Origin of the sequence: Pseudomonas sp. Irchel 3A18, assembly GCF_900187465.1 — a bacterium.
Classification (GTDB): Bacteria; Pseudomonadota; Gammaproteobacteria; order Pseudomonadales; family Pseudomonadaceae; genus Aquipseudomonas; species Aquipseudomonas cichorii.
Genome location: NZ_FYDI01000003.1, coordinates 450,693 through 473,266, shown reverse-complemented (window position 1 = coordinate 473,266; position 22,574 = coordinate 450,693). Strand labels below are relative to the sequence as shown.

The 22,574-nt window shown below is 55.3% G+C and carries 26 protein-coding genes and 1 pseudogene; 9 read left to right on the top strand and 18 right to left on the bottom strand.

Annotated features, from left to right (window positions below):
• Nucleotides 1-636: 636 nt before the first annotated feature.
• The 6 genes and pseudogenes from CKW23_RS07870 to CKW23_RS07845 all read right to left on the bottom strand — a co-directional run bounded on the left by CKW23_RS07870 (nucleotide 637) and on the right by CKW23_RS07845 (nucleotide 5,016).
• Entirely contained in the window at nucleotides 637-1,218 is a 582-nt protein-coding gene (locus tag CKW23_RS07870) for a DUF4326 domain-containing protein (RefSeq protein ID WP_095067345.1), read from the bottom strand.
• On the bottom strand, nucleotides 1,215-1,667 hold the full coding sequence (locus CKW23_RS07865) for a DUF488 family protein (protein ID WP_256590430.1): 453 nt from the start codon (nucleotides 1,665-1,667) through the stop codon (nucleotides 1,215-1,217). The genes CKW23_RS07870 and CKW23_RS07865 overlap by 4 nt, the downstream gene beginning before the upstream one ends.
• A gap of 8 nt (nucleotides 1,668-1,675) precedes the next feature.
• Complete coding sequence (locus CKW23_RS07860; RefSeq protein WP_095067344.1) at nucleotides 1,676-2,338, bottom strand: hypothetical protein; 663 nt, start codon at nucleotides 2,336-2,338, stop codon at nucleotides 1,676-1,678.
• 266 nt (nucleotides 2,339-2,604) lie between these two features.
• Nucleotides 2,605-2,832: pseudogene (locus tag CKW23_RS07855) on the bottom strand (magnesium chelatase); the annotation flags it as partial.
• Nucleotides 2,833-3,037: 205 nt separating this feature from the next.
• Nucleotides 3,038-3,502: a DUF6392 family protein gene (locus CKW23_RS07850; protein ID WP_095067343.1), complete on the bottom strand. Its 465-nt coding sequence runs from the start codon at nucleotides 3,500-3,502 to the stop codon at nucleotides 3,038-3,040.
• A complete protein-coding gene (locus CKW23_RS07845; protein ID WP_095067342.1) occupies nucleotides 3,502-5,016 on the bottom strand; it encodes an S-type pyocin domain-containing protein in 1,515 nt (504 codons plus the stop codon). Before CKW23_RS07845 ends, CKW23_RS07850 begins: the two co-directional genes overlap by 1 nt.
• 721 nt (nucleotides 5,017-5,737) lie before the next feature.
• Here CKW23_RS07845 and CKW23_RS07840 point away from each other — a divergent pair.
• Nucleotides 5,738-6,361 (top strand): LysE family translocator, encoded by a 624-nt coding sequence (locus CKW23_RS07840; RefSeq protein ID WP_095067341.1) that lies wholly within the window; start codon nucleotides 5,738-5,740, stop codon nucleotides 6,359-6,361.
• On the opposite strand, the gene CKW23_RS07835 is transcribed toward CKW23_RS07840, so the two are convergent.
• Nucleotides 6,339-7,238 (bottom strand): LysR family transcriptional regulator, encoded by a 900-nt coding sequence (locus CKW23_RS07835; protein WP_095067340.1) that lies wholly within the window; start codon nucleotides 7,236-7,238, stop codon nucleotides 6,339-6,341. The two genes, CKW23_RS07840 and CKW23_RS07835, sit on opposite strands and share 23 nt — an antisense overlap.
• 202 nt (nucleotides 7,239-7,440) lie before the next feature.
• Between CKW23_RS07835 and CKW23_RS07830 the strand changes: the two genes are divergently transcribed.
• On the top strand, nucleotides 7,441-7,983 hold the full coding sequence (locus CKW23_RS07830) for a hypothetical protein (RefSeq protein WP_095067339.1): 543 nt from the start codon (nucleotides 7,441-7,443) through the stop codon (nucleotides 7,981-7,983).
• A gap of 26 nt (nucleotides 7,984-8,009) precedes the next feature.
• On the opposite strand, the gene CKW23_RS07825 is transcribed toward CKW23_RS07830, so the two are convergent.
• Together CKW23_RS07825 and CKW23_RS07820 are read right to left on the bottom strand one after the other, a co-directional pair.
• A complete protein-coding gene (locus CKW23_RS07825; RefSeq protein WP_025257951.1) occupies nucleotides 8,010-8,984 on the bottom strand; it encodes a hypothetical protein in 975 nt (324 codons plus the stop codon).
• Nucleotides 8,985-9,009: 25 nt separating this feature from the next.
• Nucleotides 9,010-9,276: an accessory factor UbiK family protein gene (locus CKW23_RS07820; protein WP_025257952.1), complete on the bottom strand. Its 267-nt coding sequence runs from the start codon at nucleotides 9,274-9,276 to the stop codon at nucleotides 9,010-9,012.
• Nucleotides 9,277-9,697: 421 nt separating this feature from the next.
• Between CKW23_RS07820 and glnK the strand changes: the two genes are divergently transcribed.
• The 4 genes from glnK to sutA all read left to right on the top strand — a co-directional run bounded on the left by glnK (nucleotide 9,698) and on the right by sutA (nucleotide 12,506).
• A complete protein-coding gene (gene glnK, locus CKW23_RS07815; RefSeq protein WP_002555808.1) occupies nucleotides 9,698-10,036 on the top strand; it encodes a P-II family nitrogen regulator in 339 nt (112 codons plus the stop codon).
• Nucleotides 10,037-10,069: 33 nt separating this feature from the next.
• Nucleotides 10,070-11,407 carry an ammonium transporter gene (locus tag CKW23_RS07810; protein WP_025257953.1) on the top strand — a complete coding sequence of 446 codons (1,338 nt, stop codon included), beginning with the start codon at nucleotides 10,070-10,072 and terminating at the stop codon, nucleotides 11,405-11,407.
• Nucleotides 11,408-11,649: 242 nt separating this feature from the next.
• Entirely contained in the window at nucleotides 11,650-12,075 is a 426-nt protein-coding gene (locus tag CKW23_RS07805; protein ID WP_038399722.1) for a secondary thiamine-phosphate synthase enzyme YjbQ, read from the top strand.
• 98 nt (nucleotides 12,076-12,173) lie between these two features.
• Complete coding sequence (gene sutA / locus CKW23_RS07800) at nucleotides 12,174-12,506, top strand: transcriptional regulator SutA (protein WP_025257954.1); 333 nt, start codon at nucleotides 12,174-12,176, stop codon at nucleotides 12,504-12,506.
• 114 nt (nucleotides 12,507-12,620) lie between these two features.
• On the opposite strand, the gene CKW23_RS07795 is transcribed toward sutA, so the two are convergent.
• From CKW23_RS07795 to CKW23_RS07770, 6 genes are read right to left on the bottom strand one after another with little or no spacing between them, the layout of a single operon-like run.
• Nucleotides 12,621-13,310 (bottom strand): HAD family hydrolase, encoded by a 690-nt coding sequence (locus CKW23_RS07795; protein ID WP_025257955.1) that lies wholly within the window; start codon nucleotides 13,308-13,310, stop codon nucleotides 12,621-12,623.
• Entirely contained in the window at nucleotides 13,303-14,202 is a 900-nt protein-coding gene (xerC, locus tag CKW23_RS07790) for a tyrosine recombinase XerC (RefSeq protein ID WP_025257956.1), read from the bottom strand. Before xerC ends, CKW23_RS07795 begins: the two co-directional genes overlap by 8 nt.
• 2 nt (nucleotides 14,203-14,204) lie before the next feature.
• Nucleotides 14,205-14,939 carry a DUF484 family protein gene (locus CKW23_RS07785; protein ID WP_025257957.1) on the bottom strand — a complete coding sequence of 245 codons (735 nt, stop codon included), beginning with the start codon at nucleotides 14,937-14,939 and terminating at the stop codon, nucleotides 14,205-14,207.
• 13 nt (nucleotides 14,940-14,952) lie between these two features.
• Nucleotides 14,953-15,783: a diaminopimelate epimerase gene (gene dapF, locus CKW23_RS07780; protein ID WP_025257958.1), complete on the bottom strand. Its 831-nt coding sequence runs from the start codon at nucleotides 15,781-15,783 to the stop codon at nucleotides 14,953-14,955.
• Between the two features lie 4 nt (nucleotides 15,784-15,787).
• Nucleotides 15,788-17,035 carry a diaminopimelate decarboxylase gene (gene lysA, locus CKW23_RS07775; protein ID WP_025257959.1) on the bottom strand — a complete coding sequence of 416 codons (1,248 nt, stop codon included), beginning with the start codon at nucleotides 17,033-17,035 and terminating at the stop codon, nucleotides 15,788-15,790.
• A 9-nt stretch (nucleotides 17,036-17,044) separates the two neighbouring features.
• Nucleotides 17,045-17,191 (bottom strand): lipoprotein, encoded by a 147-nt coding sequence (locus CKW23_RS07770; RefSeq protein WP_038399723.1) that lies wholly within the window; start codon nucleotides 17,189-17,191, stop codon nucleotides 17,045-17,047.
• 217 nt (nucleotides 17,192-17,408) lie between these two features.
• Between CKW23_RS07770 and cyaY the strand changes: the two genes are divergently transcribed.
• From cyaY to rnk, 3 genes are all read left to right on the top strand, one after another.
• The gene (gene cyaY, locus CKW23_RS07760; protein WP_025257960.1) at nucleotides 17,409-17,741 is read left to right on the top strand and encodes an iron donor protein CyaY; all 333 of its coding nucleotides are present in this window, start codon (nucleotides 17,409-17,411) and stop codon (nucleotides 17,739-17,741) included.
• 2 nt (nucleotides 17,742-17,743) lie between these two features.
• Entirely contained in the window at nucleotides 17,744-17,992 is a 249-nt protein-coding gene (locus CKW23_RS07755) for a DUF1289 domain-containing protein (protein WP_025257961.1), read from the top strand.
• Between the two features lie 137 nt (nucleotides 17,993-18,129).
• Nucleotides 18,130-18,537, top strand: coding sequence for a nucleoside diphosphate kinase regulator (rnk, locus tag CKW23_RS07750; protein ID WP_025257962.1), 408 nt, complete (start codon nucleotides 18,130-18,132; stop codon nucleotides 18,535-18,537).
• A gap of 35 nt (nucleotides 18,538-18,572) precedes the next feature.
• On the opposite strand, the gene CKW23_RS07745 is transcribed toward rnk, so the two are convergent.
• The 3 genes from CKW23_RS07745 to CKW23_RS07735 all read right to left on the bottom strand — a co-directional run bounded on the left by CKW23_RS07745 (nucleotide 18,573) and on the right by CKW23_RS07735 (nucleotide 22,459).
• The gene (locus CKW23_RS07745) at nucleotides 18,573-21,425 is read right to left on the bottom strand and encodes a class I adenylate cyclase (RefSeq protein ID WP_025257963.1); all 2,853 of its coding nucleotides are present in this window, start codon (nucleotides 21,423-21,425) and stop codon (nucleotides 18,573-18,575) included.
• Nucleotides 21,426-21,739: 314 nt separating this feature from the next.
• Nucleotides 21,740-21,988, bottom strand: a complete 249-nt coding sequence (locus CKW23_RS07740) for a TIGR02647 family protein (RefSeq protein ID WP_025257964.1) — start codon at nucleotides 21,986-21,988, stop codon at nucleotides 21,740-21,742.
• A 195-nt stretch (nucleotides 21,989-22,183) separates the two neighbouring features.
• On the bottom strand, nucleotides 22,184-22,459 hold the full coding sequence (locus CKW23_RS07735; protein ID WP_025257965.1) for a hypothetical protein: 276 nt from the start codon (nucleotides 22,457-22,459) through the stop codon (nucleotides 22,184-22,186).
• Nucleotides 22,460-22,574 lie beyond the last annotated feature (115 nt).

Below are 22,574 nucleotides of genomic sequence, written 5' to 3'. Positions count from 1 at the left end.
ATCAAACCTACTGCTAGTCTAGACTTTAATCTCAGTTGTTCAGCTAACTCGATAAAGAGTTTTATATAAGTTGCCCTGTGTTGACATAGTGGGAGTTTGATATGGTGCTCGTATTGTGAGGGTGTTCTAGATAAGTGTTAATTTTTCCAAGGTGAGTGTAATTATTTTCTTGGGTTTGTTTTTATTGGTGATTTATGTCGCGAGGTAGATGGATTTATAGCTAGTTGTATCGATTTTATAAAACATTTACCAGTTAGAGAGGGCTGAAAGTGTTCTAAGGGGGGTGCAATATTTGATGGCTAGATTTTTATGCCGGTATGTGAGTTCTTTTTTTGATAAATGATAGACTGTGTTTTTATAGTTCGCGTGTTTTTTTGCGTGAGCATGCAGATAAAATTATATGTCGAAGTTTTTACGCTGTTCGTATCCTCTTATCCAAGTAGGCCATGCAAGCGCTGCTATTGGTTGAGAAGAATATATGTTGATTTGTGGTGCGTGCTCTATGATTGCTTTCTATATGGCCTGTGAATCCACAATAAGAAAGTGATATGCAAGTAAAATCTGTGTTCTTTGCTTTTAAAGGCTGAAGTTGCTATCTCGCGATATATTTTCCATTGTCCAATAGTGGGGCGTCAACTATTTGCCGTCGTCGATTGAGTTTAGATATGAAGCAATAACGTCACCATGGCACGCTGCAGGCTTACAATGGCATGCAATAACTTTTCCGCGAACGATATCAAGATTTTTTTCAAGGCTTGTAGAAGCCTTTAGTAGCCCATTATCAAAATCATACTGAAACTTTCTAATGACCTCGTCTCGATCACCGTCAATACCCATCTGATATGGGTTGCCCCAGATAGTTCCTCTGCCTATGTATACGTCGTACTCATCACCCCTGTCCTTATTGACTACTACTGTTAAATCAAGAACAATAGTTCGGTATTTTATGCCAAGGTCGAATACCTGTTGTTTCATTGTAAAGTATGAGTCGCGGTCTTCAAAAAAGACAGCGTGTGTCGAATCTTTAATTGCGTTTTCTGCTGTGTCGAATGGCTGTGAAGTAATTCCGTAAGCCTCACAAAACTTTGTAATATACCCATTGGAGTCTTCATGATATGCAATACGAAACTCACCGCTGCTAAAAATGCGACTTAGCTTTCTTTCGAATTTCGTGTAGCAGAGAAATTCTGCTGGGTATACCACAAAGGCTGTTTTCACGTCAGATGCTTCACTTCAAATTTTAAATCTGGCCAGTGTGATTGTAAATATTCGACTATCAATCTTCTATGGCACTGGTGTGGAAGATGCTCACTGCAAAGCAAGCATGTATTATTAGTCATGTCAGGTGTCAGAATTTTTTCGACCTTTCTTTTTGCCATTAGTTCCATGAATTGATCGGCATATTTCTCCCATGTGATTTCTTTCTGTTGATATGGCTTTAGTAGTTGCTTGGTTGGAGCTAGGTCTGGCTCATGCCTATATCCAACATTGCAGATTTCAGATAGAAAATACTTTAGATCTTCTTTTTTGGCAAAGCCGGCCAGCTGAGAGACGTTGTTAAGTCTTACGTCAATAAGCTCTTTGCATTTAGAAAGTTGAATAAGTGAGAAGAAGTTTTCAGCCTTCTTCTCAGTGAAGCCTATGGTTGATATTTTTATATGGCTCATATCTTTCCTCAAAATACTGCTGCAATCAATTTGTATGCATATCCATCAAAGACTTCGCCTAAGCTTACTGTTAGATAGTCAATTTGTTTGTTGTAAGTTCCTGTTTTGTGTGATTCATACTGCTTTTCAAATTTTGGGTCGGTGATCTTAAATTTGTATGTTTCTTTATTGTAGATGAATTCACCGCGTACCTTGGGGTTTTTGTCTTCAATTTCTTCGATGTGGACAGTAAGTTCATTGATTTTTATTAAGTAAAGAGAGTCGCTTTTTGTAGTCAGTTTACCTTCTGATACTCGATCATTTTTACCATTCATCGAGTCGGGGCAGGTGTTGCTCCAAAGGGTTGTAGGAGAGTCAACCAGTTGAGCAAGTATCGCATTTTTGGCCTTTCCTGCACATTGCCATTGGCTTGGCTGCGAAATGAAATGGTTCTCTGATTGGAATCCGTCGGCTTCTGGTTCGGTAAATTCCGCAGTCACATAATCCAATGCAACTGCACTGTAGCCGTTAGCGTACTTGCGTTGCTCATTAGTAATCGCAGAGTCATCCCCCGGCGTAACCGGGCGAATCCAGCCTCCGAATCCACCATTAACCCATTCTTTTCCAGCAACGCATCTTCCTTCTGGTTTACGAGAGCAAGCGAGACAGAGAAATGTTTTTGTGTATGGCATGTGAACCTTCCTTGGGTAATGTCAAATGGGCATCTCTTTTACACTTGATTAGGTTCTGTCATCAAGTGCGAAATTCTTCTCTAGAAATGTGGCCTACCCATATACCGGTGGCTCGCGCAAAGCTCTAGAGCGGGGCGGTTGAACTCGGCTACTCATTCAGAGCATAGCGATGTGATGAGCTAATTTTTTCGCTATGTCGATGACGACTGCTACCTCCAGTGCTTTGTGCTCATCCAGGCGGCAACTGTGAGCATGGTTTTACCGTGCGCCACCACCAATGCGCGCTTGGCGGCGGTCAGGCCCTGAATCTCGCTCAGATTCAGGTAGGGCTTGGGCTGATGCAAAAGCCCGCTGCTTTGATAAGGCGGTTTGGGCGTGTTCCCGTTGAAATGTGCGACCAACTCCAGCAGATGATTCACGGCATTGACCCGCAGCCCCGAAGCCAGACACGCCTCTTCGGTATTGGTCGCCGGTACGAGCAGCGTCCGCTCTGCCGCCCAGATACTTAACATGCCGCCCAGCAAACACAGAGCAATGGCAGGTCAAAACAGCCACCATCCTTCGGTGCATGCGCGCTTTGCTGTGTACGAGCAAAAAGGAAAAGCAGCAGAACACAGGAGGGGCTGTGAGCCTTTTTTTTGTCAGTCCATACCCTGCCTTGGCAACTATGCGCGTCATTGGAGCGATGACTACCCAAAGCTACTGCTGCAGCACGAATGCCAGCGTTTGAACCAAGAGGGAAGGGGAGTAAGAAAAAACCACTCGGGTGCCTGGCCCACTATTGGTGTCCAAGGGATATGCATCCCAACCGCCTGTTTGCCCCAATGGTTTAGGCATTTTTATAGGGCCTCGCGACTCTACGGGGTCGCCAAAAGTAGTTCGAACATCAGCCTGCGTCATAGATTTTGCAAATGGGGAGGGGAGTTCGCCATTGTAAACGGTAACCCCTGGCATTGATGCCTCAAGGGTAATCAAAACCCGTTCAAGCACCTTTGAATCGGCAAAGAAACTAAGCTCGATACCGTCCGTCACTTTAAGCGCTAAACGTTCACGGCCTTTATAGAGTTCTGACAGTGGTTTGTTCGAAGCAATGTCCCTGGAGAGCATGTTTTCGTAAGTTTGGCCCAGGCAGTTGACCAGTGTCTGGATTTTTGCGGCGCTCATTAATACCACCCCTGTTCTTCGTTTAATTTGTGCAGTTGGTCGCGAGCCAGCTCGACATCGGCCTCTGCAAAACCTTCTTCCAGCAGTCCGCGCTTGATCGCCTCGAAGTTGCTGTCCACCGCCACCCGTAGGTCAGCTAAATCTTGGGCCTGCTTGGTCTTTGAGTTACGACCACCGTAGGTTTCACTATGTCTGCGATGAACTCCTGATGGAATGGCAATGCTTGAGGCATGCCTGAGAATCATCTTTATTTGATCTTCGGTGATGGTCGGATCATTAAGCAGAAGATGCATTTCCAACACAGCCTGAGCAGGGATATGGTCAATATCCAATCCATCTCGCTGGCTACGCGAGCTCAGGTCACTGTAAATACCCACCTCCAGCGGATTGACCATCGGTTTGGCAAACACTAGGTACAGCGGCGGTACGCCCGAGCCAGGAGGGAAGATCAGGATGCAGTCCTGCCAAGTCATATCCTCCGAGGCAGGATAGATTTCGATCTGGCTGTCGGTGTCTTCGGCGACCGGATGCACCAGAATATTTTTCAGTGCGTCGGTGACGCCTGGATAGGTAGTCGGTGCTTGCACCACGGGGCCGTTATTGGGTGTCCAGATAATGGTGACGCCGTTTAGCTTGGCCTCCATAGCGCTTCGGTCTGTGTTCCAGTCGACATCGACCACTGGCACGCTATCCATGCCAGAGGTTGCGCTGGTATGGATACCATAGACACGCATGATGCCTTCGGCATCACGGCGGAACTGAAAGCGCACTCGGGTCGGGGCCGTCGTCATCCCGCGCAACTGTTCCTCGGTCAGCGTCGAATCGCCCATGCTGGTAGGCCAAAGCGCTAACAACAGAGTGCTGGCTGCTGTACTCGCCGCCGCAGCGGCTCCGCGCAGACTCCAGGTGCCGAGCGTTTCAAAGGCAGCCTGTCCCGCTACCCTGCCAAAGGTTGCGCCGCCTTCCTTGCTAGCGATAGCTGTCGAACCCATCACCACAGTCTGGCCAAAATTGGCCGCTGGCTCGGTGACTGTACCTGCCTCTGTTGAGTCTGGAGGTACGGTGCAAGTTTTAGCGAATACGCATGCGTTTGGCGTTGCGAGTCCGCGCACTTGATTGGCCGGAATGCTGGCAGTTAGTTGGCTGGTGTAGGTGCCTTCACGGATTGCTTTAGCCCATACATGGGTAGCGGCCTCGGCCTTGGCTGCCAGATCCGGCGTGATACCTATAACAATATCTTCGGCTGCCATGACGCTGTTTTGCGTAGCGATCAGCCGATTGCTGCCAAATGGACAGCCGCATTTAACAGCATGGCCATGGGTGGCCAAGGCAACATATTCATCCATGACGGTTGGATTGCCTTCGGCGATGTAGCCCATGCATTTGCAGGCGGGGCACCACACCGGGTCGGATATTCGGGCAGTCTTTCGGTATTCGATGCTATTTGCGCAAGATCCAGCAACCACGATACCCCCCGTGGTAGTGGGATCTCCTTCCCTGATAACAAGAGCCATTTCTATCCCTCGAAGGCCTTTGAACGCGGGAGCCTACCAAAGACGTGCGATGTAAGCCCTATGCTCCATCCTCCCATATGGATACAAATTGTTAAGTGCCACTACTGGTGCATATGGTTTTAGGCCCTCCAAAAGGACTGGAGGAAGCATCTTTCTAAGACCAGCGCTTGCAAATTGACACGACTGTCAACTGCTCATAGCATTACTCTACAGGCTGGCAATGAGCTCCAATGAGCGAAAGTTTACGACTCACTGCAAAGACCACGAAACACCCACCCCGGCCTCGAGCCGGGGTTTTCGTTTCTGGACAATGGTCAGCTCATGCTCTGGAACGTCTCCTCCGCCTCCGCCTCCGCCTCCGCCCCTCGCCACATCGGCAAGACCTCCCAAAATCCTGATGCAATGACACGGCAGCTCTCGCCGCTTGCTCGATCACTTCGGGTTTTACATCGAGCCGCACCATAACAAACAGGCTCTGGAGTGTTGGGAAGCTGACAGCCATAGGCTTTTCAAACCGCACACCCAACACCTATCACCTGCAAATACAAAAAAATCAAAAATAGCTTTTAACGATACCCCATTAATACGGGACGCTTTTCTCTGTAAGTTTTGACCTGTTGACGGGCTATACCCCAGACGAAGCTAACCGACACGACGTTTGTCTGGCTGAAATTGCCAAGCTCGGAATGTCACGTTTCTGAACAGGTCAGGAGAATAAGAAATGGAGTTTGCGCTGGTTTTTACGATGTGCATGTTTTCGCTAAGCATGTCCATTTCCCCAGGTCCCGTGAACATGGTGATAATCGCCTCCGGTGCCAACCACGGTTTCTGGCGGACTTTCCCGTTTGTTTCCGGGGCGACCATTGGTTTTACCTTGCTTTTGATCTTTGTCGGGTTCTGGTTTCTCAGGGTGATCGAGAGTTACCCAGTATTCTTCGAGTACATGAGCGTCGCCGGGTCTGCCTTCATTATCTATATAGGCTACAAGATCGCCTCGTCGCACCCGGAGTTGGTCGTGGAGAAGGGCGACATCCCCGGTTTCATGCAGGGTTTTATGCTCCAGTGGCTCAATCCCAAAGCCTGGATTGCCTGCGCTTCAGGCGCCGCGCTGTTTTCTAACCCGCAGACGGACATCACATTGATAACCTTTATGGCGATCTATTTTGTCGTCTGCTACTTGTCGCTGGTCGCTTGGGCAGTGCTGGGAGACCGGGTTTCGATCCTTCTCAACAGCACGTTGCGAATCCGTATTTTCAATTGGGTGATGGGCGGAATGTTGATCGCTACTGCCTGTTACATGCTCTACCTGCAGTTCTTCTCGGCTACTCCAGCGACCGTGAGCTGAACGAGTCATAGAGGGTGTTGATGAGGGTATAGGCGATGCTGCTGGTGGTAATGTTTGGCGGCCATACGGCATAGACCTTTAGCGGGTCCAATGTCCATTCCGGAAGGACGGCAACTATCTCATTTCGGCGGATGCCTTCGTCGCTCAGGTAGTTCGGGGGCGCTGCCAGCCCGGCATTGAGTCGTGCGAGCTGGTATGAAGCTTCAACGTTATCCACGCGCAGGTGCGGTGTGTACTTGATCTGTACTTCCTCGCCGCTCTCAACGTGCCTGAACAGCCGCGTGTTGGGTCGCATGGTAAGGCCAATCCACTTCACTCTTTCCAGATCACGAGGGTGTCTGACCGGCTCGCTTTCGGCGAGTAACTCCTTCGCAGCAATCACTCGACGCGGCAATACAAACAGATGGCGCGCCTTCAATGAACTGTCAGGCAGCTCGCCGATGCGGAAGGCGACGTCGATGCTTTCGGAAATGATGTCGCTGCGATTGTCGTTGCAGAAGATACTCAAGGAGACATCAGGATATTTTTTGATGAAGTTGGCGATGTGTCGGGTGAATTCACTGTTGATGAAAACGGCAGGAATGGAGATACGCAGATTGTTCTTGGTCGAAATGGAGCGCTGCTTGAAATCGATAACGCCTTTTTCATAAAGCTCCAGCATGGACTTAGCCGTCTCTAGCAGGCTGGAGCCGTCATGGGTAAGCGAGAGCTTGCGAGTATTGCGGTAAAGCAGGGCGCAACCCAGGTTCTTTTCCAGTTTTGAGAGATGCAGGCTCGCCGTCGCGGTTGCAAGCCCTAATGCTTCCGCGCCGCCGGATATTGATCCGACCTCTGCGATTTTCGCGAAAACGATCAAATAACGTATGTCTTCAATCATCTATTCATCAACTCAGCAGTCATCCGGGCAAGATTATCAGTACTCGTGATTGGCAGCGAAGCGATCCAGTTGTGCTGGTTAGGCTCCAACCGCAGGCCTGTCAGGGTTTGCCTTTCATCCCCCTCTCGTAAAGTCTTCTGAACACCCAGCTCCCGCACCGGTCACTCTCCATTCAACCCAACCAGAATGGAAACCACGACTTTTGCCAAGAATTCTGACCTCCCAGACCGCAGACGCAAGCAGCAACGCCACCGAATACGACGCCAAGATGTTCGGCTCCCCCAAGGACCGTCTGGATTTCTATCGCAAGGAGATCCAGTACGAAACCACTATCCTGGCCAACCGAACGGATGCCTATCTGACGGCGCAATCCTTTCTGGTCATTGCTTTCGCTTCCTGCATGGCCAATCTCAATCCGGAGTGGGGCAAGCTGTTCACAATGTTTGTACCGCCGTTTCTGGCGTTGTTGGGGGCGTTGAGTTCGTTGAATGCCTGGCCGGGGATTCGTGCGGCTTACGACATCATCGATCACTGGCATTACAAGCAAAGCGAGTTGCTGCGCAGTGAGCCGATCATGGGAATAGCGTATGACGAGTCGCCGCTGTTCAATGAACATGAATCGACGCACAAGGGGTATCGCAAGGCGTTGCTCTTTTCGATGCGTACGCCCTGGATTTTCGCGGTTTTCTGGATTCTGCTCGGCGGTTGGGCTGTTTTTATTCAGGTGGTGGGTTTTTCCGGATAGCTTTGATCAAACCCTTGCCCTGATTTTCACAACCAATCGGGGAAGTGTTGCTCGTAGTTTCTTTTGCGTGGCAACCGGTCACCCGGTTTCAGTCTGGCGCGCCATTCGCGATAGGCGAGATTCAGGCGTGAACGTCTGAGAAACTCCTCCAGGTCACGCTGGCTCTTCTCTTCTGTCTCCTTGAAAAAAAGGGCTTCCTGGGCATCCTGTTTTTCTTTTTCTCGAAGCCAGTTTCTCTCTACGTGATCAATCCACTCGCTCAGTATGAGGTTGTCGGCTCTTTGCACCACGAAGTGGACCTTGGGCGCGTCGCTGGTCACTTCGCCGCCATCCTGCTCCAGTGCTTCTTTTACAAAGCCGACAAGGCCATAACGCTCGGCGTCCGACCAGAATACCGGCCCTCCGCTCATGCCACTCAGCTTTGTAATGGGAGGCAGTGCCTCTAGATCGCTGTAAAAGGTAACGCTGTGATGCTTGCCATCAGCGCCATTGCCTTCTGCGATGGCTCTCACAAACCTCATGCTCAGATTGGTATTGCCTGACTTGTCTGACACATCCCTTTTTTCGGCAGTCGGGAATCCTGTTGCCATGGCATAAGGCAATGGCCAGACAGGCTCATGTTCCTGGATCACGAATGGCCGTTTGCCGATACTCAGGACATAAGCTTCGTCGATTGGGGTTATAGCGACATCGGGCTGATTGTCTGCGAAGTCCCGTGGGGCCAATACAAATGGGCCTCTGATCGTCAGCCCCTTGTTTACCGGGCAGAAGTAACGAAGGGGTTGATAGCTCTCGGCTGCCTGGCGAGCAAGATAATCCACTACATGCTTGGCAGTGACGGCGTAGCACTTATTGCCATAGCGAATAAATGTGACCGTCCCCGTCAGGTCGTCTGGCTGGGGAAGGAAGCCACGATGCCCGAGTTTCAGCCTATGCAGTGCCAAGGTCGCTGAATGAGCCTTGGCGTCGTCAAGGTCATCGTGAAATTGAAACGTTGCCATGCATTCCTTCTTATCGTTCCAGCCTTTAGTCGTCCCGGCCGCTGGCCCCGATCTTCTCTTCCATCTCCGCCACCTTGGCCTCCAGTGCCTCAAGGCGAGCCCGCGTGCGGGCAAGTACGGCCATCTGGCTGTCGAATTCTTCGCGGCTGACCAGATCCAGTTTGCTGAAGCCGCTTTGCAGCAGGGCCTTGAACTGGGTTTCAAATTCGTTGCGGGGCAGCGGGGTCTCGCCGTTGAACAGGCGGGAGGCGTGGCCACTCAGGGCGTCGAGGAAAGCTTTGGGCGCGAGCATGATGATTTTCCTGTATCAGATGGGCGGCAGTGTAGCACGCAGCATCTATAGTCATTTTCAGGGCACCGGCGATGCACAGTTATTGAGCGTGGGGGCGTGCACGAGTGCACTGTAGTTGTGCGTTGCGTGGTGGCCAAAACGGGCCAGATGGCTGAAAAAGTGCTCAAGGCCCTGTATTTGATGAATATTCACGAGATGGCAAGCTTTCTGCTTAATGGCTTGTGACCCATGCACTGATGCAGTCGCTGTGACGAATGCAGTGCGGCAGGCGGAGCGGGGATGTGTTTCGTCAGAAGCGGTTTTCTGGAGTTGGTCGGGCCTTTAACTGGCCGCCGACGCGTTACAAAGCCAGGCACTGCGCTTAGACTTGAGTCGGGTTTGTTTTCCTGGGGCAAGTCCACCAATTCGGGAGAAAGTTTTCATGAAGCTAGTCACTGCCATCATCAAGCCGTTCAAACTGGACGACGTGCGCGAGTCGCTGTCCGAAATCGGCGTGCAGGGCATCACTGTTACCGAGGTAAAAGGTTTCGGTCGCCAAAAGGGACACACCGAGCTGTATCGCGGTGCTGAATACGTAGTCGACTTCCTTCCAAAAGTGAAGATCGACGTCGCTATCGATGACAAGGATCTGGATCGCGTCATCGAGGCCATCACCAAGGCTGCCAACACCGGCAAGATCGGGGACGGCAAAATTTTTGTTGTGAATCTGGAACAGGCTATACGCATCCGTACCGGCGAAACCGATACCGACGCCATTTAAGCCGCCAAACCCCACGCCCCAGGAGTAAACAATATGACTCTGCGTCAATTCGCAGGGCTAGGAGCCCTGTTGTCCCTCGTAACCCCTGGCCTGGCCATGGCGGCGGACGAAGTGGCAGCCCCTGTTCTCAACTCAGGTGACACCGCCTGGATGCTGACAGCCACCGCGCTGGTGCTGTTCATGACCATCCCCGGTCTTGCCCTGTTCTACGGCGGCATGGTCCGCTCTAAAAACATTCTTTCCGTGATGATGCAGTGCTTCGCCATTACCGGTCTGATCAGCATCCTGTGGGTCGTCTACGGCTACAGCCTTGCTTTCGACACCACGGGCATGGAAGCTGGCGTCGTCAACTTCAACTCCTTCTTCGGCGGTCTGGGCAAGGCGTTTCTGGCGGGTATCACGCCTTCGAGCATCACCGGTTCTGCGGCCTTGTTCCCTGAAGCAGTGTTCGTCACCTTCCAGATGACTTTCGCCATCATCACTCCAGCCCTGATCGTCGGTGCTTTCGCAGAACGCATGAAGTTCTCCGCGATGCTGATCTTCATGGCTATCTGGTTCACTCTGGTCTACGCGCCAATCGCCCACATGGTCTGGGGCGGCGTCGGTGGCCTGATGTGGGACTGGGGCGTTCTGGACTTCGCTGGCGGCACTGTCGTGCACATCAACGCTGGTGTGGCTGGTCTGGTTGCCTGTCTGGTGCTGGGCAAGCGTAAAGGCTTCCCGACCACTCCGATGGCTCCGCACAACCTGGGTTACACCCTGATCGGTGCTGCCATGCTGTGGATCGGCTGGTTCGGTTTCAACGCCGGTTCCGCTGCTGCTGCAAACGGCACTGCCGGTATGGCCATGCTGGTAACCCAGATCGCTACCGCGGCTGCTGCTCTGGGCTGGATGTTCGCCGAGTGGCTGACTCACGGCAAGCCAAGCGCCTTGGGTATCGCTTCGGGTGTGGTTGCCGGTCTGGTTGCCATCACTCCGGCTGCCGGTACAGCAGGCCCGATGGGTGCCCTGATCATCGGTCTGGCGTCTGGCGTGATCTGCTTCTTCTGCGCCACCAGCCTGAAACGCAAACTGGGCTACGATGACTCCCTGGATGCATTCGGTGTTCACGGTGTCGGCGGTATCGTCGGCGCGATCCTGACTGGCGTATTCGCTGCACCTGCACTGGGCGGCTTCGGCACTGTGACCGACATCGGTGCTCAAGTCTGGATTCAGTTCAAGGGCGTAGCCTTCACCGTCATCTACACCGCAATCGTGACCTACATCATCCTCAAGGTGCTGGACGTTGTCATCGGTCTGCGTGTGACCGACGAAGAAGAGTCCGTGGGTCTGGACCTTGCGCAACACAACGAGCGTGGCTACAACTTGTAATCAACCGTAGCTACAGAAAAATGCCCGGTCTTCCCGGGCATTTTTTTTATCCGGACTTTGTGAACCATCTGCGCATTCCAGCTTCAATTGTCTGTGTCGTTACCGATGATTGCGGCTTATCGGTACAGCGGTTGTAATGCTGTCACGGGGATGATCGTTAACTTGTAGACCGGCTTGTTTATTGCGCGCTTTGCTTTTTTCTCAGTCGAGTTAGAATGCGCGCCGAACGTGCGGAGAACGGTATGTGGCATCAATCCAGAATTACCCTCCGGGCAAGGCCTCGCGGGTTTCATCTGGTAACGGACGAGATACTTGCAGGGTTGCCCGAGCTGCGTGGTTGTCGAGTCGGATTGCTGCATTTGTGGCTGCAACATACCTCGGCCTCGTTGACCGTCAACGAGAATGCCGACCCGGCGGTACGTCGTGATTTCGAGCGCTTTTTCAGCCGTCTGGTCCCAGAGGGTACTGACGGATATGAACATAACGACGAAGGTCCTGACGATTTGCCGGCGCATTTCAAGGCCAGTTTGTTAGGCTGCCAGTTGGTTTTACCGGTAACGGCTGGGCGATTGGCGTTGGGCACCTGGCAAGGTGTTTATCTGGGTGAGCATCGAGAGGCTGGCGGTGCTCGCAGTGTCCTTGCAACCCTTCAGGGTGAATGGACATGACCGCTGGTTTCAGCGGTGTTGAATTTTTTCCGACAGCCTTCGATTTTCAGGGCTGTTGGGCTATAACTAATCTGCTTTCGCAAGTCATGAGGTAGAACATGAGCGACGACGACAACGATAACGACGATCTGGTAGACGATCTGGAAGGTGAGGAAGACGGCGAGGAGCTTGCTGCTGCTCCTGAAGACGACGCTGCCGACTCTGATGATGGTGCTGAAGTCTCGGCTACACCTGCCAAGGGCAAGTCCAAGGCTGCAGTTTCGGTCGATGAGCTTCCCAGTGTAGAAGCCAAGAACAAAGAGCGAGATGCTCTGGCCCGTGCGATGGAAGAATTCCTCGCCCGTGGTGGCAAGGTGCAGGAAGTGGAGGCCAATGTGGTCGCCGATCCGCCCAAGAAGCCGGACAACAAATACGGTAGCCGCCCTATCTAAGGGGGCAATGACCGTATGAGAAAAAGCCCGCTGTCGCTGCGGGCTTTTTCTTGGGCGATGCTTTTGTAGGCGCGAATTTCATTCGCGAATGAGCGGAGCGCCGCCCGATTGCTTCTACAGTCGCTTCAGGATCTCGGGCAACTGGTTCAGGTTGTTGATCTCTGCATCGGGCAGCCTGTCGGCTTCCCAGGCCTTGCCTTGCGGGTTGTACCAGATGGCCCGCAGGCCGGCGCGCTGGGCGCCTTCGATGTCGTCGCTGGGGTGATCGCCTATGTGGACGGCGTTGACGGCATCGCTATTGCCACGCTTTAGCGCTTCCAGAAACGGTGCTGGATCGGGCTTGCCGATGCCCAGGTCTTCGGCGCACAGGGCGAAGGCGAAGTAGTCCGCCAGCCCCAGGCGGCGCACATCAGCGTTGCCGTTGGTGATGACGCCCAGGGTGAAGGTCTTGGCGAGGATTTCCAGGGTTGGCTGCACTTGCGGGAATATCTGCACCTGATGCCTGGCATGCAGGAACACTTCAAAACTCTCGTCAGCCAGTTCCTGTGCCTGTGAAGCGTCATAGCCTGCGTCCTGCAAGGCATGAAACAGCACGCGGCGCCTCAGGGCGCTGATGCGGTGCTTGAGGGTCGGTTCGGCTTCGATCAGGCGTGAGCGGATTTCCCACAGGTGTTCGATCGGCAATGGTCCGAGCAGGGGCGCATGCTCGCCTAGCCAGTTGCGCAGTACCGTTTCGGCACTGGCGATGGCCGGGGCCGTGTCCCACAGGGTGTCATCGAGATCGAAGGTAATGAGTTTAATCATCGGCAACTCCTTTGCGCCTGGCGCGGGGGTGGGCGCTGTCGTACACGCTGGCCAGATGCTGGAAGTCCAGGTGGGTATAGATTTGCGTGGTCTTGATGTCGGCGTGACCAAGCAGTTCCTGCACGGCGCGCAGATCCTGGGAGGACTCCAGCAGGTGACTCGCGAATGAGTGGCGCAGCATGTGCGGGTGAAGGTTTTGGCCCAGCTCGCGTTCCCCGGCGGCCTTGAGCCGTTTCTGGATCGCTCTTGGCCCCAGTCGCCGGCCTTGCTGGCTGACGAATACCGCATCGTCCTGCGGATTGGCCAGGGCGCGCAGTGGCAGCCAGGTTTCCAGGGCCTGACGGGCCTTGGTGCCCACCGGAAGCACGCGGGTCTTGCTGCCTTTGCCGAGTACCTGGACCAGCCCGTCGCTCAGGTCCAGTTGATCCAGATTCAGGCTCGTAAGCTCCGACAGGCGCAGCCCTGAGGAATACAGCAGCTCCATGATGGCCTGATCGCGATGGGCCAGGAAGTCGTCCTCGACGGCGCCGTCCAGAAGTTGCGAAGTGCGGTCGGTGTCGAGGGTCTTGGGCAGCCGCCGCTCGCCTTTGGGCGGTGCCAGGCCATTGGCCGGGTCATGCTCGCACAGGCCTTCGCGACACAGGTATTTGTAGAGTCCGCGCACCGCCGACAGCATGCGCGCCAGGCTGCGTGAGGACTGGCCTTGCTGGTGCTGGCGGGCAGTAAAGCTGCGCAGAAGCTGGATATCCAGGTCTGTCCAGTTTGAAACGCCCGCCTTCTTGCTGAATTCGAGCACCTTGTTCAGGTCGCGTCGATAGGCATCCAGCGTATGAGGCGACACCTGACGCTCACTGCGCAGGTGAGTGCAGTAGGCGTCCAGATGCTGTTCCATGTTTAGCGAACCGAGCGTAGCGAATGAGTGAAGCGCGGCAGCAGGCGGCTCAGGACGTCGGCGATATAACTGAGGAACAGGGTGCCGACCGAGCTTTTATAGTGCTGCGGATCGCGGCTGCCGATGGCAAGTACGCCGTGCAGGCCCAGATGGTTCAGGGTCACGATGGCGGTGGAGCCCACTTCCTTGCTTTGTTCGTCGCCGAACAGGAAGGTCAGTTCATGCTCGCGTAAGGCGCCGCACACAGTTTTCTCGCCGATCAGGCCGCCAATGGCTTTCTGTGCGTCGGTACTGCTGACCCAGCGGCCGACGGGCATGGGGTTGTCGCTGAACAGGACCAGGCTGACAAAGGGCACCTTGAATTCCTGGCGCAGGCTGTCTTCCACCGCAATGATCAGTTCATCCAGGCTGGTGGCGTCCATCATGGCGAGGTTGAGGCGTCGGGTTTTCTCGAACAAACGGTCGTTGTCGCGGGCCACATCCATCAACTGCGAGAGTCGATGACGCATTTCGATATTGCGTTCACGCAGCAGCTTGAGCTGACGCTCGACCAGCGAGACGGTATCGCCGCGCTGGTGAGGGATACGCATCGACACCAGTAACTCGTCGTGTTCAGCGAAGAAATCCGGTTGTTTGAGCAGGAAAGCGATAACCGCCTCTGCTTCAAGGTTTGGCACTGCGCTATCGGCAGGCGATTCGCTGGTGTTGTCGGTTGAAGCCGGAGGCTGATCGGTCATCGCATTTGCTCACTCATAGACGAACTTGGCCTTCGTAAACCCGTACTGCCGGGCCTGTCATCATCACAGAATGCCCCGGACCTGCCCACTCGATGGACAGGCGTCCGCCGGGCAGATCGATCAACAGAGGCGAATCCATCCAGCCCTGGCTGATGGCCGCTACGGCTGCAGCACATGCGCCGGTGCCGCAGGCCTGGGTTTCACCTGCGCCGCGCTCCCAGACGCGCAATTGTGCGCGCTGGCGATCGATGACGTGAAGAAAGCCCACATTGACCCGTGCCGGGAAGCGCGGGTGATGCTCGATTTTCGGACCCAGTTCATGCACCGGCGCGCCGTTGATGTCGTCTACCCGCAGGACCGCATGGGGATTGCCCATGGACACCGCAGCCAGCTCGACGTTCTGGCCGTCGACATCGACGTTGTAGCTCAGTGCCTGAGCGGGGGCCGTGAACGGAATATCCTGTGGGGCCAGGCGTGGCGGCCCCATGTCGACGCTGATCTGCCCGTCGTTGCGCACATCCAGCTCGATGATGCCGCTCTTGGTTTCGACCCGGATCTGGCGCTTGGCCGTCAGGCGCTTGTCCAGCACGAAGCGGGCGAAGCAGCGGGCACCGTTGCCACACTGCTCCACTTCGGAACCGTCGGAGTTGAAAATCCGGTAACGGAAATCCACGTCCGGATTGCTGGGCGCTTCGACGATCAGCAACTGGTCGAAACCGATGCCGGTATGCCGGTCGCCCCATTGTTTGGCGTGCTTGGGCAAAATATGCGCGTGCTGACTCACCAGGTCCAGGACCATGAAGTCATTACCCAACCCATGCATCTTGGTAAAACGCAGCAGCATGGGTTTACTCCGGCAGCAGGCTTTCGCCAGCGAACAGCTCGGTCACGGTTTCGCGACGACGCACTTCAAAGGCTTGTGAACCATCGACCAACACTTCGGCAGCACGGCCGCGCGTGTTGTAGTTCGAACTCATGACAAAACCATAGGCGCCGGCCGAGTGAACAGCCAGCAAATCGCCTTCAGCCAGAGCCAGTTCGCGGCTCTTGGCCAGAAAATCACCGGTTTCGCAGATCGGGCCGACGATGTCATAAGTGCGTGCTGCGCCATCACGTGGGCGCACGGCTGTGACATCCATCCAGGCCTGATACAGCGCCGGACGGATCAGGTCGTTCATGGCCGCATCGACGATGGCGAAATCCTTGTGCTCGGTGTGCTTGAGGTACTCGACCTGAGTCAGCAGCACGCCGGCATTGGCCACGATGAAGCGGCCCGGCTCGAACATCAGCCCCAGGTCGCGACCGGCAAGGCGCTCGCGCACGGCCTTGATGTAGTTGGCCGCCAATGGTGGCTCTTCGTCGCGATAACGCACGCCCAGGCCGCCACCCAGATCGATATGACGCAAGTGAATGCCGCAATCGCCAAGACGATCCACCAGATCCAGCAGGCGATCCAGTGCATCGATGAAGGGTTCCAGGGTCGTCAGTTGCGAGCCGATATGGCAGTCGACACCCAGGACTTCCAGGTTCGGCAACTGCGAGGCGCGAACGTAGACGTCTTCGGCATCCGCGATGGCGATGCCGAACTTGTTCTCTTTAAGGCCTGTGGAAATGTACGGGTGAGTGCCTGCATCCACGTCCGGGTTGACGCGCAGGGAGATCGGCGCACGGACATTCAGCTCGGCCGCCACGACTTGAAGGCGTTCGAGTTCGTCAGTGGACTCGACGTTGAAGCAATGCACGCCGACTTCAAGGGCGCGGCGCATGTCGTCTCGGGTCTTGCCGACGCCGGAGAATACGATCTTGTCGGCTTTGCCGCCGGCTGCCAGCACACGCTCCAGTTCGCCACGGGACACGATGTCGAAACCGGCGCCCAGACGCGCCAGGACATTGAGTACGCCCAGGTTGGAGTTGGCTTTTACGGCGAAGCACACCAGATGAGGCATGCCGCTCAGGGCGTCGGCGTAGGCACGGTATTGCGCTTCGATATGAGCGCGGGAGTAGACATAGGTCGGCGTGCCGAAACGCTCGGCAATGGCAGACAGGGCTACTCCTTCCGCGAACAGCTCACCGTCGCGGTAGTTGAAGGCGTCCATGTAATTCCCTTAAAGATGCTTGTGCGATTGCGATTTGGCTTGTTCGTCGGATGATTTGGTGTCATCGGGCAGGTAGAGCGGGCCTTTCTGGCCGCACGCAGTGACAAGACAAGCGACCGCGACGAGCGCAGCAAGCGAAGAGATCAGGCGCTTCATGGCGAAATCCTTTGTAAAAGCATTAATTGCGCCCGAGTATACCGGCCACCCGGCGGCTTGCCTATGCAGGTGCCCACCCGTCCGGCGGGCCTTTGACGTTATCGTTGGATATGAACTGTTGCAGGGCGCGTCTGGCGGGTATGTTTTGCATTTGCCTTGCGGCGTCCGTATCTTGCGACCCTGTGCCATAAGCAGAAAATTTTTCGAGGTTCCCGTAATGAGTTTGACCGAAGCCCGTTTTCACGATCTGGTGGATGCTACCCAGCAAGCGCTGGAAGACATTTTCGACGAGAGCGATCTGGATCTGGACCTTGAAAACTCTGCTGGCGTACTGACCGTAAAGTTCGAGAACGGCACCCAGCTCATCTTCAGCCGTCAGGAGCCGCTGCGTCAGCTCTGGCTGGCAGCGCGTTCGGGCGGCTTTCATTTTGACTACGACGAAGAAACCAGCCGCTGGGTATGCGACAGCAGCGACGAGTTGCTGAGCGAGATGCTGGTACGCATCACTCAGGAGCAGGCTGGCGTCGAACTGGATTTCGACGAGATCTGATCGTGACCGATAACACTACGCCCGCACCTGCCCGGCCACCCAAACCGTTGTTCAGCAACGTCAGCCCTGCCGTGCCTTCGCCCTGTGTCAGCCTGTGTCGGCTCGACGAGCAGAAAGTTTGTCTGGGCTGCTTTCGCCATGTGGAAGACATTCGCGAATGGCGCTCGGCTGATGATGATCGACGCCGTCAGATTCGCCGCAACGCCGACCAGCGCCGGGCGCTTGCCCAGGAAAACCGCATCGCGGGCTAACGCCCTGTCGGGTTGTGTATTTATTGGCTGATGTTAATGTCAGAACCTGCTTCTCTAGATAGAGAGGCCTGTCAAAACCCCGCCGGATCGGCGGGGTTTTGCTTTTGTTGCGCAGAAAAAAGGAGACTGCCCGAATCATGAACACCGCACCTTCCATTATCCTCACCCGGCTCGATGTCCAGCGTCTTGAGCGCCTTATCGACAGCCAGACGCAGTCCATCCCCGGCATCGAGGCCTTGCAGGCTGAGCTGGACCGGGCCGAACAGATCGTCGGTCACGATGAAGTGCCTGCCGGGCTGGTGACCATGAATTCACGTGTGCATTGCCGTGAAGAGAGCAGTGGCAAGGACTATCACCTCAAGCTTGTATACCCGCAGGACGCGGGCGCCGAAGGCACGGTTTCGGTACTGGCACCGGTAGGCTCCGCCCTGCTGGGCTTGCAGGTCGGCCAACACATAGACTGGCCCGCCCCGGGCGGCAAGACACTCAAGCTCACCCTGCTGGCGGTGGAATATCAGCCGGAGGCGGCGGGGGAATATTTGTAGGGGAAGTTGCAAGCTGCAAGCTTTTGACTTGCAGCTTACTTACTGCTCTTCTCCATTTCCTCATTCAACGCCTTTTCCAGCTCTGCCTTGTGGCGCAGAAACAGGATGCTTTGTCCGTGGCCATCATCCAGCAGGCCGGAGAGGTCCAGGTCGGTGATGTAGCAGCGATAGCGTTGCGATTCCTGGCGGCGTTCGAGGATTTGTTGGGCGACCACGGCAAACAGTTGGTCGCCATGTTCCAGTTCCGAGAATTCGCTGTTGTCGCAATACAGCGTGACGTTCAACTGGCCCGGTGAGGTTTCTTCGATAATCGCCTGCACGTCGTAGTACGGCTTGTCCGCAGCGGTCGGCGCGGGGTGGGGTTCGATACGTCGGGCGCGGCCTGCGCCCGATGGCAATACCTGGTAATACAGCATGTCCAGCAGGACAGGTTCTGCCGGGTTATCCAGTGGTAGCGATGCGCCGCGTCGATAGACCAGTGAATGGAAGAAGCGCTGCAAGGGTAGCAGCAGGCTCTGTTCGTCGTGATACGGCAAGCGCTGGTGCCAGAGTGCGTTGTGTTCGTCGAGCACATACAGGTCGGCGTCCGGCTCGTTGACCCGATAGAACACCTGAATGCACTCCGGCTGCCCATGGGGCAGGATCAGCGCCAGGTCGTGGTCGTCCAGAGCTTGCGGGTCCAGGTGCAGCGGGCTGTAGAGCGGCGACTCCTCGCCCAGATAATTGAACAGCCCCGGCAGGCTGTTGACCACCACATGACCCACTTGCCCTGGTGTCATTTTCAGTACGTGATACTGCTGTTGCACCTGAATCAGGTAACGGTGGTTCAGCCCTCTGGCGAGCAGCAACTGCGCAGTATTGATCAACTCTTCGACCCGCTGCGCAATGGCCGGCGCCCGGTTATGGCAGAAGCAGCGCACACGTATGCGTGGCTGGGCCTCGCCTTCTGGCAGATTGCTGAGCAGTTCGCTCATGCAGTCGAGCAGGGCGTGAGGGCCGTCGTAGCGGCTGACCAGTGTTTCATTCCAGCTATTGAGAGTGATCTGGTCCAGCGTCAGCACCAGATTTTCCCGCACGCCTGCATAACTGAGCGAGTCGGTGCGCTCGGTCGTCATCAGGATATTCAGCTCGCGATGGTGCCTGAGCGGATCGACGCCCACGTTTACCAGCAGCAATATCTCATTGGGCACACTGGGTTTGAGCAGGTATTCGTCGCTGACTTCGCTCAGTGGCAGCGGGATCGTCTGCTGCAGGGCGCCCAGCAGGTTGAACAGCTCGAACTCGCTCAGGTCGCTGGGGCCTGGATGCAAGGCCAGTCGGGTGCTCGTGTCGATCACGCCGTTGCGATGGCACCAGGTCAGCAGCTCAAGCAGTTCGCGGCTTCGCTTGATGGGCGAGAAGTTCTGCCATTCATGGGTGCCCAGATTGCCGTTGTACAAGGCCCACTGGTTTTTCCCCGGCTCGCGCTTGTTGGGCGAGTTCACCAGGGTCAGAGTGTCTTCAGCCAGATCGGGGGCGATACCCGGGTTGATGAACTCGACTTTGCCCGCCTTGCGCTCGAAGGCGGCATACAAGCGCCGGCCCAGCACGCTGACGTCACGGGCCGTGATGGCGTTGGGTGCGTTTTGCGTACGGGCGAACTGCACCAGGAAGCGATAGCTGTAATTCAGTTCGTTGACCAGCGAGCGGCGCTCGTGGGCTACCTGCCGGACTTTCCACTGGCTGCGACTGTCCAGCAGCGCCAGTTGACGCTCATCCCAGCCCCATTCCCTGGTCAGGCGTTCCAGCAGCAGGCGTTGCCAGCTATTGCTGCGCTGACGGGCCGGGCCGGTGAGCTTTTTGTTGACCTTCAGATACAGGCTGCGACGTACCAGCTCCAGGCGCTCCGATTCGCTGCGGGCCTGCAGGTGCTCTTCGATCCGCTGGTACACGACCATGTAAGGGTCCAGTTCGTCCAGATCCAGCCTGTTGGCGAATACGGCCTGCTTGAATCGCAGGCTCAAGCACTGAACGTTGGGGTGTTCGCTGGAGTAGACCTCGATCAGCAACAGTTTGAGGACGGACTTGTAGGGTGACTCGATGCCTTTGAACAGTTGCCAGAGCCCTGCGCCGATGAATTCGCCGGGCGGAATGCCGGTCATTGGGCCAAGGTCGAGCACTTCGTTGGCGCGGATGAAGCGTTTGGACAGCAGCGTGTGGGTGTACTCGGCGTAGCGTTCTTCTTCATAAACCGGCACCAGCCACCACATCGGTGTGCGGCCAGCGAGCCAGATGGCGGTGCGGTAGAACTCATCCAGCAGCAGGTAGTGCTGGCTGGTGCCGCAGTCGTCGGAACTGAGCTGGGTGTCGCGATCCCCGGTCCGGAAACGTTGCGGGTCGATCAGAAAGAAATGCGCCTCTGCGCCCATGGACGCCGCCCAGATCTCCAGCGCCTGGCACTTTTTGCGTAGCTCGGCGATGGCTTCCGGGGCCAGATCCGAGTCGTGGCAGACCCAGACATCCATATCGCTCTGCTCTGCCTGGGCCAGAGTTCCAAGGCTACCCATCAGGAACAGACCGTGGATGGGCTGCGGCGGATTACCGTGGCGGGCCTTATAGGAAAAGGAGCGGGTCAGCCGCTGAGCCTCTGTCAGCGCCTGGGCGTCAGGTTCGTAATGGGAGACGCCAGCAGGTGTGCTGCTGGAAACGTAGCCGGGCAGCAGCGGGTGATTGACATGAAAGCACAGCGGCAGCAGCGTCAGCACGCTTTGCTGGCGAGTCGAAAGCCCTTCCATGGCACGGGCATACCGCCCGTCATTGAGAGTCAGGAAGCGGTTACGTAACTGGCTGAGCACCTTGCGGTCGATGCCCTCATCCAGGTCGGGACGAATTTCGGTATTACGCGTCATCGCAACTCAAGCATCTGGCCTGTGCAGGCGTTGAAGTGGTTAGCAGATGGCGAAGAAGACTACAGCCCAAGAGGATACATGCACGGTAGGGTTATTATTCTGACGCCGGTTTTTTATCGGCTTACATTCCCACAAATGGAGGGCCCGCTGCACCTTTTTGTTTGCGCGGCAGGCCCTGATGTCAGATATTCAAGGCAAAAACAAAGCTTGTAGGAGGCAGCTTGCTGGCGAAGGGGCAATGAAACCGGTACATCGTTGCGCCCGTTACTGAAGTCTTTGCCAGCAAGCGGCCTTCAACAAAGTGATGCGGCTTTTCAGGCGGCCTCTTCGGAGACGTTCAGGATGGTCAGCAGCGATTGGGCATGCTCGGCGGCTTCAAGCCCGAGGCTAGTCAGATAGCCACCATCAACTTGGGTGGTGAGGCCTTTTTCAAAAAGTCTTTTTGCAGCCGCAATGGCTGTCGGGGCGGCCACATGGTGGACTTTGAGGCCTTCCTGGGTGTTACCCAGATTGAACAGTGCAAGGATTTCCAGTTCGGCAACCAGCTCAGGGGTATACGACATAAGGACTCCAGACTTTTATAGTTGGCTGGATCGTGAGGGTTACAGAATCGACAAGGCTGTTTGACACGTCGGCTCTGTATGACCGTTAACGCCAGCTTGCAGGAAAGCCCCTATGGTTTGATTGGCAGAGGGGCCTTTGCAGTGTAGCCAGTGCCTGGAATCTTTGCAGCATATCTCTTGCCGGAATATCGCAAGTCAGGCTTCGGGCGGCAGTTCCGGCAAGGCGCGCAGGGCGGTTTCATACCACTGGGTATTGAATGGCCGGTCTTCTTCGAGCATGGCGTCAATCTCGATGGCCAGTACATGGGCCATCAGCTCAAGAATGTCTTCACGCTCATAACCGACCAGGGTCAGCTTGTTGTAGGTGGCCTTGGCGGCTGGCGGGTTATCTGCCTCGATCTGGTTTTCAATCGCTTCGATCAGGGTCGATGCGGTGAACTCTTCTTCATCGTTATCGATTGGGTCGGTCATGGTAAATCCTCAGTGAAGGCTGGCAGTTTAACTGGATTCTTTTGCCTGTGTCGGGATCAGTGAAGCCTGCCTGTCAGAACGGTCCTCAAGTTGTGTGAGGGACGCTTAACCCACT

Excerpts from the sequence above, each read along its gene's own strand:
- CKW23_RS07865 (WP_256590430.1), bottom strand. The coding sequence starts at position 1,667 with ATGAGCCATATAAAAATATCAACCATAGGCTTCACTGAGAAGAAGGCT.
- CKW23_RS07860 (WP_095067344.1), bottom strand. The coding sequence starts at position 2,338 with ATGCCATACACAAAAACATTTCTCTGTCTCGCTTGCTCTCGTAAACCA.
- CKW23_RS07850 (WP_095067343.1), bottom strand. The coding sequence starts at position 3,502 with ATGAGCGCCGCAAAAATCCAGACACTGGTCAACTGCCTGGGCCAAACT.
- CKW23_RS07845 (WP_095067342.1), bottom strand. The coding sequence starts at position 5,016 with ATGGCTCTTGTTATCAGGGAAGGAGATCCCACTACCACGGGGGGTATC.
- CKW23_RS07840 (WP_095067341.1), top strand. The coding sequence starts at position 5,738 with ATGGAGTTTGCGCTGGTTTTTACGATGTGCATGTTTTCGCTAAGCATG.
- CKW23_RS07835 (WP_095067340.1), bottom strand. The coding sequence starts at position 7,238 with ATGATTGAAGACATACGTTATTTGATCGTTTTCGCGAAAATCGCAGAG.
- CKW23_RS07825 (WP_025257951.1), bottom strand. The coding sequence starts at position 8,984 with ATGGCAACGTTTCAATTTCACGATGACCTTGACGACGCCAAGGCTCAT.
- CKW23_RS07820 (WP_025257952.1), bottom strand. The coding sequence starts at position 9,276 with ATGCTCGCGCCCAAAGCTTTCCTCGACGCCCTGAGTGGCCACGCCTCC.
- glnK (WP_002555808.1), top strand. The coding sequence starts at position 9,698 with ATGAAGCTAGTCACTGCCATCATCAAGCCGTTCAAACTGGACGACGTG.
- CKW23_RS07810 (WP_025257953.1), top strand. The coding sequence starts at position 10,070 with ATGACTCTGCGTCAATTCGCAGGGCTAGGAGCCCTGTTGTCCCTCGTA.
- CKW23_RS07805 (WP_038399722.1), top strand. The coding sequence starts at position 11,650 with ATGTGGCATCAATCCAGAATTACCCTCCGGGCAAGGCCTCGCGGGTTT.
- sutA (WP_025257954.1), top strand. The coding sequence starts at position 12,174 with ATGAGCGACGACGACAACGATAACGACGATCTGGTAGACGATCTGGAA.
- CKW23_RS07795 (WP_025257955.1), bottom strand. The coding sequence starts at position 13,310 with ATGATTAAACTCATTACCTTCGATCTCGATGACACCCTGTGGGACACG.
- xerC (WP_025257956.1), bottom strand. The coding sequence starts at position 14,202 with ATGGAACAGCATCTGGACGCCTACTGCACTCACCTGCGCAGTGAGCGT.
- CKW23_RS07785 (WP_025257957.1), bottom strand. The coding sequence starts at position 14,939 with ATGACCGATCAGCCTCCGGCTTCAACCGACAACACCAGCGAATCGCCT.
- dapF (WP_025257958.1), bottom strand. The coding sequence starts at position 15,783 with ATGCTGCTGCGTTTTACCAAGATGCATGGGTTGGGTAATGACTTCATG.
- lysA (WP_025257959.1), bottom strand. The coding sequence starts at position 17,035 with ATGGACGCCTTCAACTACCGCGACGGTGAGCTGTTCGCGGAAGGAGTA.
- CKW23_RS07770 (WP_038399723.1), bottom strand. The coding sequence starts at position 17,191 with ATGAAGCGCCTGATCTCTTCGCTTGCTGCGCTCGTCGCGGTCGCTTGT.
- cyaY (WP_025257960.1), top strand. The coding sequence starts at position 17,409 with ATGAGTTTGACCGAAGCCCGTTTTCACGATCTGGTGGATGCTACCCAG.
- rnk (WP_025257962.1), top strand. The coding sequence starts at position 18,130 with ATGAACACCGCACCTTCCATTATCCTCACCCGGCTCGATGTCCAGCGT.
- CKW23_RS07745 (WP_025257963.1), bottom strand. The coding sequence starts at position 21,425 with ATGACGCGTAATACCGAAATTCGTCCCGACCTGGATGAGGGCATCGAC.
- CKW23_RS07740 (WP_025257964.1), bottom strand. The coding sequence starts at position 21,988 with ATGTCGTATACCCCTGAGCTGGTTGCCGAACTGGAAATCCTTGCACTG.
- CKW23_RS07735 (WP_025257965.1), bottom strand. The coding sequence starts at position 22,459 with ATGACCGACCCAATCGATAACGATGAAGAAGAGTTCACCGCATCGACC.